Origin of the sequence: Gordonia jinghuaiqii (assembly GCF_014041935.1) — a bacterium.
Lineage (GTDB): Bacteria > Actinomycetota > Actinomycetes > Mycobacteriales > Mycobacteriaceae > Gordonia > Gordonia jinghuaiqii.
Map to the genome: position 1 here is coordinate 1,280,750 of NZ_CP059491.1, position 15,581 is coordinate 1,296,330.

17 protein-coding genes are annotated in these 15,581 nt (G+C 66.4%); 12 read left to right on the top strand and 5 right to left on the bottom strand.

Features of this window, described 5'->3' with window-relative positions:
• Positions 1–2 precede the first annotated feature (2 nt).
• Both H1R19_RS05630 and H1R19_RS05635 read right to left on the bottom strand, forming a co-directional pair.
• Positions 3–611 (bottom strand): hypothetical protein, encoded by a 609-nt coding sequence (locus tag H1R19_RS05630; protein ID WP_219850804.1) that lies wholly within the window; start codon positions 609–611, stop codon positions 3–5.
• A gap of 121 nt (positions 612–732) precedes the next feature.
• Positions 733–2,097 (bottom strand): cytochrome P450, encoded by a 1,365-nt coding sequence (locus H1R19_RS05635; RefSeq protein WP_219850805.1) that lies wholly within the window; start codon positions 2,095–2,097, stop codon positions 733–735.
• Positions 2,098–2,202: 105 nt separating this feature from the next.
• Between H1R19_RS05635 and H1R19_RS05640 the strand changes: the two genes are divergently transcribed.
• The 5 genes from H1R19_RS05640 (at position 2,203) to H1R19_RS05660 (ending at position 6,906) form a co-directional block, all read left to right on the top strand.
• Positions 2,203–2,796, top strand: a complete 594-nt coding sequence (locus H1R19_RS05640; RefSeq protein ID WP_219850806.1) for a histidine phosphatase family protein — start codon at positions 2,203–2,205, stop codon at positions 2,794–2,796.
• Positions 2,757–3,413 (top strand): histidine phosphatase family protein, encoded by a 657-nt coding sequence (locus H1R19_RS05645; RefSeq protein WP_219850807.1) that lies wholly within the window; start codon positions 2,757–2,759, stop codon positions 3,411–3,413. Before H1R19_RS05640 ends, H1R19_RS05645 begins: the two co-directional genes overlap by 40 nt.
• A gap of 5 nt (positions 3,414–3,418) precedes the next feature.
• Entirely contained in the window at positions 3,419–4,852 is a 1,434-nt protein-coding gene (locus H1R19_RS05650; protein WP_219850808.1) for an FAD-dependent oxidoreductase, read from the top strand.
• A gap of 66 nt (positions 4,853–4,918) precedes the next feature.
• Positions 4,919–5,932 (top strand): thiamine pyrophosphate-dependent dehydrogenase E1 component subunit alpha, encoded by a 1,014-nt coding sequence (locus H1R19_RS05655; protein ID WP_219850809.1) that lies wholly within the window; start codon positions 4,919–4,921, stop codon positions 5,930–5,932.
• Positions 5,929–6,906, top strand: coding sequence for an alpha-ketoacid dehydrogenase subunit beta (locus tag H1R19_RS05660; RefSeq protein WP_219850810.1), 978 nt, complete (start codon positions 5,929–5,931; stop codon positions 6,904–6,906). Before H1R19_RS05655 ends, H1R19_RS05660 begins: the two co-directional genes overlap by 4 nt.
• A gap of 114 nt (positions 6,907–7,020) precedes the next feature.
• Here H1R19_RS05660 and H1R19_RS05665 read toward each other — a convergent pair whose 3' ends face one another.
• Entirely contained in the window at positions 7,021–7,434 is a 414-nt protein-coding gene (locus H1R19_RS05665; RefSeq protein ID WP_219850811.1) for a VOC family protein, read from the bottom strand.
• Between the two features lie 107 nt (positions 7,435–7,541).
• Between H1R19_RS05665 and H1R19_RS05670 the strand changes: the two genes are divergently transcribed.
• From H1R19_RS05670 to H1R19_RS05690, 5 genes are all read left to right on the top strand, one after another.
• Positions 7,542–8,306 carry an SDR family NAD(P)-dependent oxidoreductase gene (locus tag H1R19_RS05670; protein WP_219850812.1) on the top strand — a complete coding sequence of 255 codons (765 nt, stop codon included), beginning with the start codon at positions 7,542–7,544 and terminating at the stop codon, positions 8,304–8,306.
• A 73-nt stretch (positions 8,307–8,379) separates the two neighbouring features.
• Entirely contained in the window at positions 8,380–9,729 is a 1,350-nt protein-coding gene (locus H1R19_RS05675) for an aromatic ring-hydroxylating oxygenase subunit alpha (RefSeq protein ID WP_219850813.1), read from the top strand.
• A 2-nt stretch (positions 9,730–9,731) separates the two neighbouring features.
• A complete protein-coding gene (locus tag H1R19_RS05680; RefSeq protein WP_219850814.1) occupies positions 9,732–9,944 on the top strand; it encodes a hypothetical protein in 213 nt (70 codons plus the stop codon).
• 4 nt (positions 9,945–9,948) lie between these two features.
• Positions 9,949–10,737 carry a ThuA domain-containing protein gene (locus tag H1R19_RS05685; protein WP_219850815.1) on the top strand — a complete coding sequence of 263 codons (789 nt, stop codon included), beginning with the start codon at positions 9,949–9,951 and terminating at the stop codon, positions 10,735–10,737.
• Positions 10,734–11,204 carry a VOC family protein gene (locus tag H1R19_RS05690; RefSeq protein ID WP_219850816.1) on the top strand — a complete coding sequence of 157 codons (471 nt, stop codon included), beginning with the start codon at positions 10,734–10,736 and terminating at the stop codon, positions 11,202–11,204. The genes H1R19_RS05685 and H1R19_RS05690 overlap by 4 nt, the downstream gene beginning before the upstream one ends.
• Positions 11,205–11,256: 52 nt before the next feature.
• Here H1R19_RS05690 and H1R19_RS05695 read toward each other — a convergent pair whose 3' ends face one another.
• Together H1R19_RS05695 and H1R19_RS23390 are read right to left on the bottom strand one after the other, a co-directional pair.
• Positions 11,257–12,462: an NAD(P)/FAD-dependent oxidoreductase gene (locus H1R19_RS05695; RefSeq protein WP_219850817.1), complete on the bottom strand. Its 1,206-nt coding sequence runs from the start codon at positions 12,460–12,462 to the stop codon at positions 11,257–11,259.
• On the bottom strand, positions 12,459–12,752 hold the full coding sequence (locus tag H1R19_RS23390) for a ferredoxin (RefSeq protein WP_308258840.1): 294 nt from the start codon (positions 12,750–12,752) through the stop codon (positions 12,459–12,461). Before H1R19_RS23390 ends, H1R19_RS05695 begins: the two co-directional genes overlap by 4 nt.
• Positions 12,753–12,781: 29 nt before the next feature.
• On the opposite strand from H1R19_RS23390, the gene H1R19_RS05705 reads away from it, so the two are divergent.
• On the top strand, positions 12,782–14,521 hold the full coding sequence (locus H1R19_RS05705) for a PEP-utilizing enzyme (protein WP_219850819.1): 1,740 nt from the start codon (positions 12,782–12,784) through the stop codon (positions 14,519–14,521).
• 77 nt (positions 14,522–14,598) lie between these two features.
• Positions 14,599–15,579 (top strand): NAD(P)H-dependent flavin oxidoreductase, encoded by a 981-nt coding sequence (locus H1R19_RS05710; protein ID WP_219850820.1) that lies wholly within the window; start codon positions 14,599–14,601, stop codon positions 15,577–15,579.
• The last annotated feature ends 2 nt before the right edge of the window (positions 15,580–15,581 follow it).

A 15,581-nucleotide genomic window follows, 5' to 3' on the forward strand; every position in this document is an offset into this window, starting at 1 on the left:
TCTCAGACGGCGCGGCCGGCTGCGGCCTCTTCGGCCCGGCTCAGACCCAGGAGGCCGATCAATTCTTCGTGGAACTCGAACCAGACGGTGTGGTAGCTGTCGGCGATCGGGCGGGCGACATAGCTCGTGTCGCCACCCCGGAGCTGCTCGATCGCATTGGTGAAGCGCCGCGCGAACGTGAGCAGACGCGGGGCCTGTCCGGTGATGCGGGCGACCAGCGGCTGGAAGGCGGCGTCGAGCGCGACGAGACGATCGATGACGCCCCCGTCGTAGGCCGCGTCGGTGTGATCGTTCGGCGCGCCGTCGCGGATCTGCCAGTCGGTGATGATCTGCTTGAGGGCGGTGTTGTGGTCGTCGAACTCCTCGTAGAGCGCGGCGAGGGCCTCGTGATCGACGGTGGTGCGCTCGGCGTCGACGAGCTCGGCCAGTGCGATCTTGCCCTCGGGCGTCAGTCGGACCGACGGTTCGCCTTTCAGGTTGCCGGCGTCGCGGAGGTCGGCGATCACGCCCTGGGCGGTGTCGATGTCGATACCTGCCGAGGTGGCGGCGAGTTCGGGTGACAGTCGTCCCTTGAGTCGGGCGGCTTGCAGGATGGCGAGCTCGTGGGCCACGAAATCCCTCTTTCGAATCGGGCGGCGATGTGTCGTCCGCAGACGGTGTCGATCACAGACAGTTGTCTAATGACCGATCATCTAGATGTAGAGTATTTGGGGAGTCTAACTGAGACTGCGATCACATGTCCACTTCCGTGGGTGCGGGCCCATCGCTCTGGGAGGCTGTGGTCTTGCGGAACCGTATCGGCAGGGTTGCCAGGCCTCGCAGGATGAAGCTCGGCTGGTACTCGACGTCGTCGTCGGGCACCGCGAGTTCCAGATCGGTGAGCCGGGTGATCAGCGTCTTGACCGCGATGAATGCCTCGCGGCGGGCGATGTTGGCACCGAGGCAGACGTGCTCGCCGCGGCCGAACGCCAGGTGCTGGGTGCTCGGGTTGTCCAGGTCGAGGGTGTCGGGATCGGAGAATGCCTCCTCGTCCCGGTTGGCCGAGGCGTAGAGCAGGAAGACCATCGTGCCCGCGGGCATGTCGACGCCTCCGATGCTGGTGTCGGTGGTGGCGGTGCGGAACAGACCCTGCGTCGGGGACTGCAGACGGAGGCACTCCTCGACGAAGGGGGCGATGAGCTCCTCGTCGTCCCGTAGCCGGGCGAGCAGGTCGGGGTCGCCGAGGAGGTGGTAGACCATGCTGGAGATCAGGTTGGTCGTGGTCTCGTTCCCTGCGACCAGGAAGAGCACGAGCATCTGCAGGAGCTCTTCGTCGCTCAGCGGTGTCTCGCCGTCGAGGCGGGCGTTGAGCAGGGTTCCGATCAGGTCGTCCTTCGGCTTTTCCCGGCGGCGCTCGATCTCGGCGGCGAAGTAGCTGTAGAACTCGTTGGTCGACCGGAAGAGATCGGCGATCTCCTCGTGGGTCAGATCCATCGCCCCCACGCCCTTGGTGAACGCGCCGGTCCAGTCCTTGAATGTGTGCATCATGTCCGACGGCACGCCGAGGAGGCCGGCGATGACGATCATCGGGAGCGGCAGGGCGAAGTCCGCGACGATGTCTGTCTCGCCTTCCGGTGCCATCGCGTCGATGAGCTCGTCGGCGATGGACTGGATGTGCGGCTCCATCTCCTTGATCCGTCGCGGCGTGAAGGCCGCGGCGACCAGCGACCGCTGCCGGCGGTGCTCGGGCGGATCGGAGTTGATCAGGACCGGGTACTCGGCGAGTTCGAGGCGCCGGCGAGCGGCGGCACGGGTGGCCTCGGAGAACGAGTCGTCGGTCGCCACCCGGCGGGCGAGCGGGGTCACCGAAGTCGGGCCCGAGGCCTGCAGGCTGGAGTAGGTCATCGGGTCGCGCAGGACCTCGCGGATGTCCTCGTAGCGGCTGATGATGTAGGCGTTGAGGCGGTCGTTCCACATCACCGGCGCCTCCTCGCGCATGCCTGCGTATACGGGGAAGGGGCATCGCACGAGGTCCCGGTCGCGCATGGTGAGTTGTGCGAACTGCTCCTGTGGATGGACGGGGCAGCGTCCGGCGGAGGTGTCCGGTGCGGTCGTCATGGCGGATTCGCCCTTTCGTTGATTACTCTAGAACTGAAAGATCTAGTGATAGAGTATGACTCTAGTTGCGACTCACGTCACAAGTAAAGGGAAAGGGCGTGCCAGGTGATCCTCTCGCTTGTCAGACACGGTGAGCCCGTACGTGCGGCTTCCGGTGATGCCGGGATCGACCCTCCGCTGAGCGCGGCAGGTGCCGACCACGCTCGCGGCGTCGGGAAACTGATCACCGCCGACGGGTACTCGGCGGTGTACTCGTCGCCGTTGCGGCGGGCACGCGAGACCGCGCAGATCGCCGCCGGGCCGGATGTGCCGGTGGGCGAACGCGAGGGACTCAGCGAATTCGACCGCGGCAGTGCCTATCTGCACTACGAGGACGGTGCCGAGATCTGGAAGCGTTACCTGGCCGGTGATCTCACACCGTGGGGGACGACGCTGGACGACTTCCGCACCCGCGTACTCGACACCATCGAATCGCTGCGTGCCGACCACGACGGCGAGAATGTCGTGGCGGTGTGCCACGGCGGAGTCATCAACGTGTTCACCGCGTGGATCCTGGGGGTGTCATCCGTGCGGATCTTTGCCCCGGAATACGGTTCGGTGCACCGGTTCTGGCATCGACCGGGTGAGGGATGGTCGATCCGCGAGCTCAACGTCAGACCATGGTCGCCGTCTCAGGCGGCAGTGGAGGCGCAGGCCTGATGGAGCTGATGCTGATCCGCCACGCGTTGCCGATGCCCGCCGCCGACAGCCGCGATCCCGGCGACCCGGGGCTGGGGGAGGAGGGGCGACGCCAGGCCGAACTGGTCGCGATGCGTCTCGCCGAGATGGGGCCCTGGGATGCGCTCTACTGCTCGCCGCAGGCGCGTGCGCTCGAGACGGCCGCGCCCATCGCGCAACGGGCCGGACTCGACGTGACCGTTCGTGATGGACTCGCCGAATTCGACTGGGGCAAGGCCGACTACATCCACTTCGAGGAACTCGCGAAACCCGGCAACACGATGATGGCCAAGTTCGCCCGAGAGGACTTCTCGGACTACGGCACCACTGCTGAGGAGATCCGCGCCAAGGCGATCGATGCGGTGGAGCAGATCGTGGCCCACCACGCGGGCGGCCGGGTCATGGTGGTCACCCACGGCACCGTCGTCAACGGTTTCGTCGGCGGGTTCCTCGGCGCCCGCAAGCTGGTGTTCCATCACCCGCACTACACCGGGTTGACCCTGGTGCAGGCAAGCCGTAAGGGTCACCGGGAAGTGGTGTGCCTCAATGAATCAGCGCATCTGCGTCTGCTGCAGACCGCGACCGTGAACGGAGAGTGAGAACAATGGGTTCGGAGCGAGATTTCGACGTCATCGTCGTCGGTTCGGGAGCGGCGGGTCTGTCCGCCGCCCTCTCGGCGACCGAGGCCGGTGCCTCGGTGCTGGTCGTCGAGTCCGAAGGTGTCATCGGCGGATCCTCGCGGCTGGCCGGTGGCGTCGTCATGGCGAGCCGGAGCAAGCTGCAGAAGGCCGCGGGCATCGACGACGAGGAGGGCGCACTCTTCCGTGAGTACATGTCGATCAACGGCTGGGATCTGTCCGCCGGTCCGGTGCGCACCTGGACGGCCTCCCTCGGCGAGACCGTGGATTGGTTGAGTGCCAACGGTGTCCCGTTCTACGAGCAGATGATCTTCGGCGGCGACGAGAGTCGTGCCCGCGGCCATTGCGTGGAGGGCGGCGGGCAGGCGCTGGTGACCGCGCTCGCCGCGGCGTGCAAGAAGGCCGGGGTCGACATCGCACTGGGCCGCCGTGTCGAGCGGCTCGTCGTCGAGGACGGGGTGGTCGTCGGGATCGAGTCCGGCGGGGAAACCCTCACGTCGGGATCGGTGGTCCTGGCGACCGGTGGGTTCGGCGCGAACCCGGCTCTGCTGGAACAGTTCTACCCGTCGTCCTATGTCAAGGACGAGACGTTCTACATCGGCGCCGACGGCGCCCGCGGTGACCATGTGGAGTTCGCCGGGCAACTCGGGGCGCAGCTGACCGGTGTCGACCGCGGCCTGCGGATGCTCAATCCCGGTGTGGACAAAGTCCACGAGGCCTTCCTGCCGGGATGGACGATCCTGGTCGACCGCGACGGCCGCCGGTTCACCGACGAGACGGCACCGTACGGCATCCTCGATGCCCTCATGCGCAACCGCGGCAATGTCGGCTTCGTGATCTTCGACGACGCGTGTGTGCGCCCGCCCGCGGACAAGGCCGACCGCTACCGCGACGCCTACAAGCAGGTGTGGCCCAACCACGCGCCGTTCCGTCCCAAGCACTACACCGCCGAGGTCATGGAGCTGTTCGCCGATCACGAACGGGTCCACATCGCCGCCACCGTCGAAGAACTCGCCGACGCCATCAGGGTTGCGCCCGCGGAGCTGGCCGGTGAGATGGAACGCTACAACCAGCTCGTCGCCGACGGTGCGGACACCGACTACAACAAGCCCGCCAAGTTCCTCAATCCGTTGACCACCGGGCCCTTCTACGCCGTCGAGGTGCGTCCGACCGCGGTGGCCCACACCGGTTACGGACTCAAGATCGACGAGTCCGGCGCGGTTGTCTCCCTCACCGGTGAGGCGATCGACGGCCTGTACGCGGCCGGCGAGTGCACCGGTGGCATCTCCGGACGCGTCTACATGGGCTCGGGGAGCTCGCTGTCGAGCGCCGCCGGGTTCGGCCGCATCTCCGGTGCGGCCGCGGCGAAGCGGGCCGCGCGGGTGGAAGTCCCGGTCTGAGTCATCCGGTCAACCAGTCGCAACATCAGAGTTCTCAAGAACAAACACAAGAAGGAGGCGGGTCATATGTCGGCATCGACCGATCTGACGGCCGGACTCGGCACCGATGACCTCGAGGCGATGTATCACCTCATGCTCGTGACCACACTCGCCGATGTGCGATCGGCGAAGGAGGCCAAGGCCGGTCGGCTCGCGGCAGCGTTCTATCCGGTCCGCGGGATGGAGGCGGTCTGTGCGGCGCTCGGTGCCGTCCTCGACAAGGAGGATCGGATGGTGTCGACCTACCGGAACCTCGGGGACGCGCTCGCCAAGGGCGCCACGCTCCGGTCGATCATGGCCGAGTTGTACGGACGTGCCAACGGCATGTCCAAGGGCAAGGGCGGCCCGATGCACCTGCAGGATCAGGAAGTCGGCTTCACCGCGACCACGGGCATCGTCGGGGAGAGTCTGCCGCTGGCCGTCGGGCTGGCGATGGCGACCCAGCTCGACGGTGGCGGGCGTGCCACGGTCGCGACGTTCGGTGACGGCGCGACCTCGATCGGCAGCTACCACGAATCGATGAACTTCGCGGCGCTCTGGAAGCTGCCGGTGGTCTTCGTGTGCCAGAACAACCAGTGGGGTGAGCACACCGCGATCGCCGACTACGCGCCCGACACCGACCTGGCCAAACGTGCTGCGTCGTATGCGATGCCGACCGAACGCGTCGACGGCTTCGACCCGATCGCGAGCACTCGCGCATTGCGGGTCGCGGTGGAACGCGCACGGCGCGGTGAGGGTCCGTCGTTCATCGAGTTCGTGCACTACCGGCTGACCGGACACACCGGCACCGCCGACTTCAGTTACGTCCCCAAGGACGAACTGGCGGCGGCGATGAAGCGCGACCCGGCGCCCAGCTTCCGGACATGGTTGAAGGACAACGGCATCTTCGACGATGCGGCATTGACGGCCGTGGAGAAGCGGGCCCAGGACTACGTCGACGACGCCTTCTCCTACGCCGAGTCCAGCCCGTTCCCCGACCCCGACACGCTCGAGACCGATGTGTTCGCCGATGACGAGTTCGTGAGGAGTCTGAACCGATGAGCGAGAAGAAGACGATGACGATGGCAGCGGCCATCAACACGGGTTTCCACGAGGCGATGGCCGCGGATCCGAAGATCGTGGTTCTCGGCGAGGACGTGGAGGATCCGATCGGCGGTCCGTTCAAGACCAGCAAGGGCCTCTCGACCGAGTTCGGCCGCGACCGGGTGCGGTCGACGCCGATCGCCGAGGGGACGTTCGCGGGTACCGCGGTGGGTCTGGCACTCGGCGGTTACCGTCCGGTGGCCGAGATCATGTTCTTCGATTTCATCACCCTCGCCCTGGACCAGGTGATCAACCACGCCGCCAAGCTGCGTTACATGACCGGTGGTGCGACGCCGACGCCGATCCTGGTGACCACCGTCATCGGCAGCAGCCACTTCGGCGCCCAGCATGCGCAATCGCTCGAGGCGTGGTTCATGCACACGCCCGGCATCAACGTGATCATGCCGTCGAACCCGGTGGACGCCAAGGGGCTCCTGCAGTCATGCCTGGAATCGCCCGACCCGTGTCTGTTCATCCAGCACTCGGGACTCCTGTACTCGGTCAAGGAGCCGGTCGAAGAGGGCCGGTACACCATTCCGCTCGGCCGGGCCGCGACCCTGCGGACCGGCTCCGACATCACCCTGGTCACCTACGGGACCGGCGTGGCGATCTGCTCCGACGCCGCGAATGCGCTGTCGGCGGCCGGGATCGAGGCCGAGGTGATCGACCTGCGCAGTCTGGTGCCGCTGGATCTGCCCACGGTCATGGAGTCGGTGGAACGCACCCGCCGGTGCGTCATCGTCCATGAGGCCACGGAGTTCTGCGGGCCGGGCGCCGAGATCAGCTCGCGAATCCACGAGAAGTTGTTCAACGAACTGCTCGCACCCGTCGGGCGCGTCGGCTCCATGTACACGCCGGTGCCGTTCTCCAAGGCACTCAACGGATTCCCGACCGTGGACCGGGTGGTCGCGAAGGTGCGCGAGCTGTTCTGAGCGCGCGCCGCGTCGTGAGCGGCCGCGGCAGGGGACAGGCAGACAACGGCAGGGGTCGGCACACTCGAGGAGAGCGTGCCGACCCCTGTCGGCGCTGTGCGGCAGCGGGTTCGGTCAGAGAGTCCCGCCGCGCTGCACGAACTCGATCACGTTGCCGTCGGGATCGGTGCCGAAGGCGATCCAGGCGCCGGGGCGCACCTCGACGGGCTCCTCGAGAACGGACGCGGTGGTGGACGCTCGGCACGCGGCGAGGGCATCGGCGATCTTCTCCACCGACACGGTGATGTAGCGGATGCCGGTGCCGGCGCCGATGCCGCCGGTCGCAGCCGGGGTCCCGGGCTTCTCGTCGTATTCGAGGACCTTGAGCACCACGTCGCCGAGCTCGAACCGGATGATGGTGAATCCCGGCATCCGGATGTCGTCGAGGCGGGGCAACCCGAGGAGCTCGCCGTAGAACTCCACCATCGGTGCCGGGTCGGTGGTCACGATCCCGACGTCGAGGGTGGGTTTGGTGAGGACGATGGGCATGAGGTCTCCGTTTCGTAGGACGGTGAGGATTCCTAATGTACTCTAGTAACAAATAATCTAGAGCTGAACGAATTCGTTCTGGGTGCTTCTTGCGAAAGGGAATCGACGTGGATCTCAACCTGACCGGCAAGCGCGCCGTCATCACCGGGGCGAGCAGGGGCATCGGACTGCGTATCGCCGAGACGCTCGTCGACGAGGGTGTCCGGGTGGTGATCGGTGCACGCGATGTCGCGCGGCTCGACGCCGCTGCCGAGGCGTTGCGGGGGCGGGGTGGCGACGTGCACCCCATCACCGTGGACGTGTCGCAGGCCGACTCCGCCCGCGAGTTCATCGCCTCGGCTACTGCGGCACTCGGCGGGCTCGACATCCTGGTCTCGAACGCGTCGCCGGGCAGCGTCAAAGGTGACGACGCGTGGGTGGCCAGTGCGCGCGGCGACCTGCAGGCCTTCGCGATCCTTGCCGAGGCCGCACGCGGGGAACTCGCCGCGTCCGGCTCGGGCGCGGTGGTGGCGATCAGCTCGACCAGTGCCCTCGACGTGGACTTTCCCTCCGGGCCCAACTCCTTCGGGGCGATCAAGGCGGCCGTGCTCCATCACGCATCGGCGCTCGCGCGAGCCTGGGCGGGCGAGGGCATCCGGGTCAACACCGTGTCCCCGGGGCCGATCGAGTTCCCCGATGGAGCGTGGGATCACGTGCGCCAGTCGCGTCCGGAGGTCTACGAGAACCTCAAGACGAGGATTCCGCTGGGGCGTCTGGGCTCGGTCGACGATGTCGCCGACGCGATCGCCTTCCTGGTGAGTCCGCGCGCCGGTTTCATCACCGGCGCCAACACGGTAGTCGACGGCGGAATGTTGTCCCGGGTTCAGCACTGAGGCCCCGGGCGGCGAACCTATACTCTATTAATAGACTATTCATCATTCGATCTCAGTGAGCTTGGAGGACCAGATGGGTGAGCGTCTCGATGTCGGCGATCGTCTGCTGACGTACAAAGACGTGCTCGATCTCGACACCCGCGAGGTGCCGGCACACATCCGTGAGGAGCGTCGCGGTGATTTCGATTTCACCGAGGCCTCCATCGAGCGGTATATCAGTCGTGACTGGCACCTGCGGGAGAAGGAGCTGGTGTGGAAGCGCACCTGGCACTTCGCCTGTCGTGAGGAGAACCTGCCCGAGGTGGGTGATCATGTCGTCTACTCCATCGCCGACATGTCCTATCTCATCGTGCGTTCGGCGCCCGACGAGATCCGCGCGTATCCGAACGCGTGCCTGCACCGTGGCCGCCAGCTCAAGGACCACGACGGCTGGTGTGCGGAGATCCGTTGCGCGTTCCACGGATTGGCGTGGAACCTCGACGGTTCGTTCAAGCAGAATCCGGCGCCATGGGAGTTCCCGCACGTCGACGAGGCGAAGTTCGGCCTGCCATCGATCAGCGTCGGCACCTGGGGCGGGTTCGTCTTCATCAACCCCGATCCCGATGCGGCACCGCTCGAGGACTACCTCGGGGAGCTGCCCGAACACTTCGCGAAGTGGGGCCACGAGGACCGCTGCATCGAGGCTCATGTGTCAAAGGTCCTGCGCTGCAACTGGAAAGTGGCGCAGGAGGCCTACATGGAGTGCTGGCATGCCGCTGCCACACATCCGCAGACCGTGCCCTATGCGGCGTTCGGGATCTGCCAGGTCGACTGCTATGACAAGTTCTCCCGCTTCATCACCCCGTCGGAGGTCGTCGGCCCGATGATGAAGGGCGACCCCACCACCGAGGAGATGCTGCGCGCGACGATGGATGTCCGCGTCGACGAGAAGCTCCCGGTGACACCGCAGGACGGGCAGACCGCGCGTGAGTTCATCGTGGCCTCCACCCGCGAGAAGTGGCGCGGGTTCCTCGGTGACGCGATCGAGGAGTGGGCCGACTGCGAGCTCGTGGACAACTTCACCTACACGATCTTCCCCAACATGATGCCCTGGGGTGGCGTGCACAAACTGTGCTACCGGTTCCGGCCCAACGGCGACGATCACCGCACCTGCATCATGGATGTCTTCCTGATCAGCCCGTTCACCGGCGAACGGCCCGCACCCTCACCCGAGGTGCGACTGGATGCCGACACGCCTTTCGGCACACGCTCGGAGCTGGGCATCGTGGGCAACATCCTGGATCAGGACGTCTTCAACATGGAGAAGGTGCAGTACGGCCTCGAGACCACGGTGAAGCCCACGGTCACCTTCGCCACCTACCAAGAGGACAACATCCGCTGGATGCACCAGTTGATGGACCAGTACATGACAGGGGAGAAGTAGCGATGCACGGGCTTCGACATCCGTTCAGCGGCGCGCTCTACGAACCCGAGGAGAACGAGCTGGTGCGTGTCACCACCAGAGCCGGCCAGATCGGGATCTACAGCAAGGACGGCCGGCGGGTCTCGGGGGACAAGATCGACGTCGATCCGCAGATGACCGGCTGGATCGCGTCCAAGCGCGGCGTCCACCGCATGGTCAACACGGCGTCCCACTGACCCGATGACGACTCCACTACGTGTGCTCGCTGTGACCCGCGGGCACAACTTCGAACGCAATGCCTTCACCGCGATGCTCGACGCGCTCCCCGGCGTCGAGGTCAGCCAGGTGGAACAACCCGCGGCGCAGACCTTCTTCCGACCGGAGAATGCACCCGAATGGGACGCATTCCTGATGTACGACATGCCCGGTTACACCTTCCATCGCGATCATTCACCGGTCGATCTCCACGAGCCGCCGACGCGGTTCCGCGAGGACTTCGAGGCTTTGGTCGCCGCCGGGCACGGATTCGTGTTCCTTCATCACGCCCTGGCGTCGTGGCCGACCTGGCCGCGGTACGCGTCGCTGATCGGCGGCCGGTTCCGGTTCGTTCCCGGTGACGGGCAACCCGATTCGGGCTACCGGCACGAGGTCGACCAGCGGATCAGGGTTCTCGACCAGGGCCATCCGATCACCGCGGGTGTCGACCCGGAGTTCGCTCTGCGTGACGAAACATACCTGTGCGCGGTCGACAACGACGTGCACCCGCTCCTGGCGACCGACGTCCCGCTGGACACCACCACGCACTACTCGACCTACAACGCCGTCCGGGGCCGGCGCGACACCAGCGACGGCTGGGAGCACGAGCCCGGCAGTGGGGTCGTGGGGTGGGTGAAGCCACACGACGCCAGTCGGATCGCGTATCTGCAGTTCGGTGACGGACCGTCCGCATACGGCAACTCGAATTTCCGCCGGCTGGTGACCAACGCCCTCACCTGGGCGGCCGGCTCATCCACGGAGGTCTCCTCATGACAGCTCAGATCCCCTACCACTCAGGTATTCTCGTCGCCGACATCGGCGAGGCGGCCGCCCGGTTCACCGCCGAGCTCGGCTATGAGTTCAACGAGCCGACGTCGATCACGGTGCCGCGCTTCGACGACCGGCTCGCGGGTACCGAAGGCGAGGTCACGCTGAGCGCGGTCTACAGCCGGTCCGGACCGCATCGCCTGGAACTGATCGCCGCCCAGGGTGAGGGAATCTACTCGGCGTCCCGTGCAGGCCTCCACCACCTCGGCATCTGGGAGTCGGCGATGCCGGCACGCCTCGCCACGCTCGAGGCGACGCACGACACGGTCGTCGAAGCGGTGTTGTGGCGCAGGGACGGTGGGCTCTCGGCCATCTATGCGAGGTCGGCATCCACCGGGACCCGACTCGAGTACGTCAACGACGATCGTCGTGAGGCCCTCGAGCGTTGGTTCGACACGGGCGTCTTCTCCTGATACTCCTGCGAGGAGTCCACTCAGCAGTAGGTGTCGCCGAGCCGGGCAGGTGTCAGCCCAGTTCTTGTGCCAGGGTCACGGCCTCGTCCCAGGAAGCTCTGTCGGTCAACAGCTTCCGGAACTTCTGGGTGGCCGCCGGGCGGCCGACGGTGAGGGCACCCCGCAGCTGCGCACCCTTGCGGTACAGCGCGACGAAGCTCTCGCCCTCGACATCGCCGACAAGTAGCTCCTCGTCGGCGTCGGTCTGACCGATCACCTGGATCTTCACGCCGTACCACTCGGTCCACACGTAGGGGATCGAGCTGAAAGGTGTGGTGCCGTCTGGGTCGAGTGCCGTGGCAGCCGCGTGCTTGCCCTGTTCGGCTGCGTTGGTGCGGTGTTCGACGCGGCGCCGGACGCCCCACCGGGGATCCACCCAGCTCGCGACGTCGCCGGCGGCACTGACACCGCTCTCGACCGACAGGTCGGGCTCGCAGAGGACACCGTTGTCGACCGGAACCCCGGAGCCGGCAAGCCATTCGGTGTTGGGGACCGTGCCGACGGCGACCACCAGACAGCCGGCCGACATCACCTTCTCGCCGACCCGGACCTCGATGTGGTCGTCGAACGGGGAGACCGAATCGAGGGTGCGGCCGCACCTCAGGGTGACGCCGCGGCGGCGATGCAGATCCATCAGGGCGGCACCGGCCTGGATGCCGACCACATGAGACAACGGGTGTTGCGCCGCTTCGATGATGGTGACCGACCGGCCGGATGCCACTGCAGCGCTGGCAACTTCGGAACCGATGAACCCCGCGCCCACGATGAGCACGGGTTGGTTCTCGGCGAGTGACTCGCGCAAGGCGTCTGCCGAGTCCAGGGTGCGTATCGCGTGGATGCGGGGATGGGTGACGTCGACGCCGTCGAGCAGTCGCGGCCGCACGCCGGTGGCGATCACGAGTGCGTCGTAGGACAGGACCTCATCGGAATCGAGAGTGACTGTACGCGAGTCGATGTCCAGAGAAGCGGCGCTCTGGCCGAGTCGGAGTTCGACGTCGAGCTCGGCGAGACCCTCGGCGCTCTTGAGTGGTTTCGACGGTTGGCGTCCGTCGAGCTTCAGCCGCTCTTTGGTCAGCGGCGGCCGGTCGTAGGGCAGTTCGCTTTCGGCGCCGATGAGGGTGATCGCACCGGCGAACCCGGACTTGCGGGCGGCCTCCACGGCGCGCAGGCCCGCGAGCGATGCCCCGACGATGAGCAGTCGCGGCGTCCCGGGGATCACACGACCTCGATGGCTTCGGTCGGGCACTCCTCCATGGCCTCTTTGACTGCCGCCTCGAGCTCGGCGGGGATGTCCTCGAGGAGCACCTGTGCCACCCCGTCGTCACTGACTGCGAAGACACCGGGGGCCGTCGCTTCGCAGATGCCACAGCCCTGGCAATTGTCGTTGACCGTTACCTTCATGGGGCACAGTGCCTTTCGCGGTCCTTGCCCGCGACCAGCCCGGCCCGGGTCTAGATTGTTTAGGTCTAGACAATGTACCATTAGACAACCTAGTGTGGCACACATCATAGGTTCACAGCTTCACGAAAGGCGCCGCAATGGTCGACATCACCCAACCCTTCGTCATCGACACACCACTGAGTACACGCTTCCCCATCTACACCCGAGCCAACACTGGTGAGGTCGCAGGCGGCACCACGAGTCCACTCATGTGGTCCTTCGGCGGGGGCATGGGCAACGAGATCCAGTGGCGCAAGGCGCTTGCCGAGTTCGGCGCCTTCGACGAGGACGAGTTCCGCGAGGACTTCATCGACATCCAGGGGATGGTGCACGGATACATCTACCTCAACCTGTCGCAGTCCCGGGTGTTCGGCGTCCGCATGCCCGGCGCGACACCGGATCTCATGGACCGCACCTACCTCGGAGACGTCACCGCACCGCCCTATGTGCCGCACCCGGACGACGCGAAACCCGAATACACCGACCGAATCCTCGCCTCCGTGCAGCGGGTGATGACCGAAACCCATCGCAACGACATCGAGATCGAGGACCGCGAGGCCGCCGCACAACTGCGCGCCGTTCGTCCGGACATGTCCGCGATGAGCGATCGGGAGCTCCTCGAACACGCCAAGGCGATCATGGCCGATCGCTACCCGCACTTTCTGCGCAAGCACTTGAAGATGGTCTACGAGTCCTCGGTGGTCACCGGAGCGCTCGACGAACTGGCCGGCAAGCTGGGCGATGCGACCCTGACCATCCGCCTCACCGGCGGTCAGGGAAATGTGGCCTCCGCGGTGCCGAGTCAGGCGATGTGGGACCTCTCGCGCCTGGTGGCCGCCAGTCCCGCACTCACCGCCGCCTTCGACGCCGGGGTCGACGGTCTCGAGGGACGTCTGCGCGCGTCGGGGGATTCCGACGTCGTCGCCTTCGTCGCGAAGTTCGACGAGTTCCTCTACGAACACGGCTCGCGATCGACCGACGAGTGGGCGCCGATGCCCAAGACCTGGGAAACGCATCGCACGATCCCGCTCGGCATGATCGATCGTCTGCGATTCCAGGACGAGGCCAAGAACCCCCGGCTGCAGTCGCAGCGGGTGCGCCGCGAACGTGACGAGGTGACGTCGGCGATCCGCGCGAAGCTCGCCGACGACCCCGAGGCGCTCGCCGGCTTCGATGCCGTGCTCGCCACCGTCGACGTCTACATGCCGGCCCGTGAGCGGTCCAAGACCAACACCATCCGGGTGCTCCAGGAATGCCGGATGCCGCTGTTCGAGCTCGGCCGGCGTTTCGTCGAACGCGGAGTCCTCAGTCGCGCAGACGACCTCACGATGCTCCTGGTGGATGAGCTGGACAAGTTCATCGACGACCCGGCTGCCTATGCCGCCACCATCGACGAGCGTCGTGAGTGGTCCGAGCAGCTCTCCGAACTGGAACCGCCCTTCATCATCGACGGTGAGATCCCGCCGGTGACCACGTGGTCCAAGAAGAAGGCGCCCGCGGTGAACGTCGCCGTCTCGGGCGACGTGCTCACCGGGATCGGTGCGTGCCCCGGTGTCGCCGAGGGCATCGCCAGGGTCATCTTCGACCCCGAGGACGCCCCCGACCTCGAACCCGGGGAGATCCTGGTCGCCCCGGTGACCGACCCGGGGTGGACGCCCATCTTCACCTCTGCCGAGGCGGTGGTGGTGAACGTGGGCTCGCCGCTCAGTCACGCTGCCATCGTCAGCCGTGAACTGGGCATGCCCTGTGTGCTGGCCGTCAAGGATGCGACCAAACGAATCGTCAACGGCACCAAGATCGCCGTCGACGGAACCAACGGGACGGTCACGATCCTGTAGCGGGAACGAGACCCACATCTGAGGCGGTCCGGCGATGGTCATCCATTGCCGGACCGCTTCGATACTGAGAGGAACCAATGCTGGAAACCCGATTCACCACGACGTTCGGCATCACCCACCCCATCGTGTGCGGAGGCATGACCGCTGTCGGCACGGCCGAGCTCATCGCGGCGGTCGCCGAGGCCGGTGCGCTGGGTTGCCTGACCGCGCTCACCCAGCCGTCGCCGGAGGATCTCGTCAAGGAGATCGCGCGCGTCCGCGACCTCACCGACAAACCGTTCGGCGTCAACCTCACCATCCTGCCGACCGTGGAACCCGTTCCCTACGACGAGTATCGCGACGCGATCATCGACGGGGGAGTGAAGATCGTCGAGACCGCGGGCGCCAATCCCGCGCCCCACCTTCCCGCGTTCAAGGCGGCGGGTGTGAAGGTGATCCACAAGGCGGTCGCCGTCCGGCACGCGCTCAAGGCGCAGGGGCTCGGTGTCGATGCGATCAGCATCGACGGCTTCGAATGCGCCGGTCATCCCGGTGAGGACGATGTGCCCGGCCTGGTCCTGATCGCCGCGGCGGCAAGGAAACTCGACATTCCGATAGTCGCCTCGGGTGGATTCGCCACCGGGAGCGGACTCGCGGCGGCACTCGCACTGGGCGCCGACGCGGTCAACATGGGCACCCGTTTCGTCGCCACGGCCGAGGCGCCGGTGCACGAGAACGTCAAGCGCCAGATCGTCGCGAACGACGAACGCTCGACCATCCTGGTCTTCCGTCAGTTCCGCAACACCGCACGCGTTGCGCGCAATGCGATCTCCGAGGAGATCGCCGAGATCTCCCGTCGCGAGGGCGCGACGTTCGCGGACGTGGCGCACCTGGCGGCGGGGGAACGCGGACGCCGCGAGGTGCTCGGCGACGGCAACATGGACGGCGGCATGTGGTGGGCCGGCCAGTCCCAGGGGCTGATCGATGAGGTCCTCAGCTGTCGTGAGGTCATCGACTCGATCATGGCCGACGCCGAGGAGATCATCGGGAAGCGGCTACCGGCGATGCTCAACAGCTGACG

What these genes read in the sequence shown, in the direction of transcription:
- H1R19_RS05710 (WP_219850820.1), top strand. Translation starts at nt 14,599, where the DNA reads ATGCTGGAAACCCGATTCACCACGACGTTCGGCATCACCCACCCCATC.
- H1R19_RS05650 (WP_219850808.1), top strand. Translation starts at nt 3,419, where the DNA reads ATGGGTTCGGAGCGAGATTTCGACGTCATCGTCGTCGGTTCGGGAGCG.
- H1R19_RS05675 (WP_219850813.1), top strand. Translation starts at nt 8,380, where the DNA reads ATGGGTGAGCGTCTCGATGTCGGCGATCGTCTGCTGACGTACAAAGAC.
- H1R19_RS05645 (WP_219850807.1), top strand. Translation starts at nt 2,757, where the DNA reads ATGGTCGCCGTCTCAGGCGGCAGTGGAGGCGCAGGCCTGATGGAGCTG.
- H1R19_RS05685 (WP_219850815.1), top strand. Translation starts at nt 9,949, where the DNA reads ATGACGACTCCACTACGTGTGCTCGCTGTGACCCGCGGGCACAACTTC.
- H1R19_RS05680 (WP_219850814.1), top strand. Translation starts at nt 9,732, where the DNA reads ATGCACGGGCTTCGACATCCGTTCAGCGGCGCGCTCTACGAACCCGAG.
- H1R19_RS05665 (WP_219850811.1), bottom strand. Translation starts at nt 7,434, where the DNA reads ATGCCCATCGTCCTCACCAAACCCACCCTCGACGTCGGGATCGTGACC.
- H1R19_RS05705 (WP_219850819.1), top strand. Translation starts at nt 12,782, where the DNA reads ATGGTCGACATCACCCAACCCTTCGTCATCGACACACCACTGAGTACA.
- H1R19_RS05690 (WP_219850816.1), top strand. Translation starts at nt 10,734, where the DNA reads ATGACAGCTCAGATCCCCTACCACTCAGGTATTCTCGTCGCCGACATC.
- H1R19_RS05655 (WP_219850809.1), top strand. Translation starts at nt 4,919, where the DNA reads ATGTCGGCATCGACCGATCTGACGGCCGGACTCGGCACCGATGACCTC.
- H1R19_RS05635 (WP_219850805.1), bottom strand. Translation starts at nt 2,097, where the DNA reads ATGACGACCGCACCGGACACCTCCGCCGGACGCTGCCCCGTCCATCCA.
- H1R19_RS05660 (WP_219850810.1), top strand. Translation starts at nt 5,929, where the DNA reads ATGAGCGAGAAGAAGACGATGACGATGGCAGCGGCCATCAACACGGGT.
- H1R19_RS23390 (WP_308258840.1), bottom strand. Translation starts at nt 12,752, where the DNA reads ATGATGTGTGCCACACTAGGTTGTCTAATGGTACATTGTCTAGACCTA.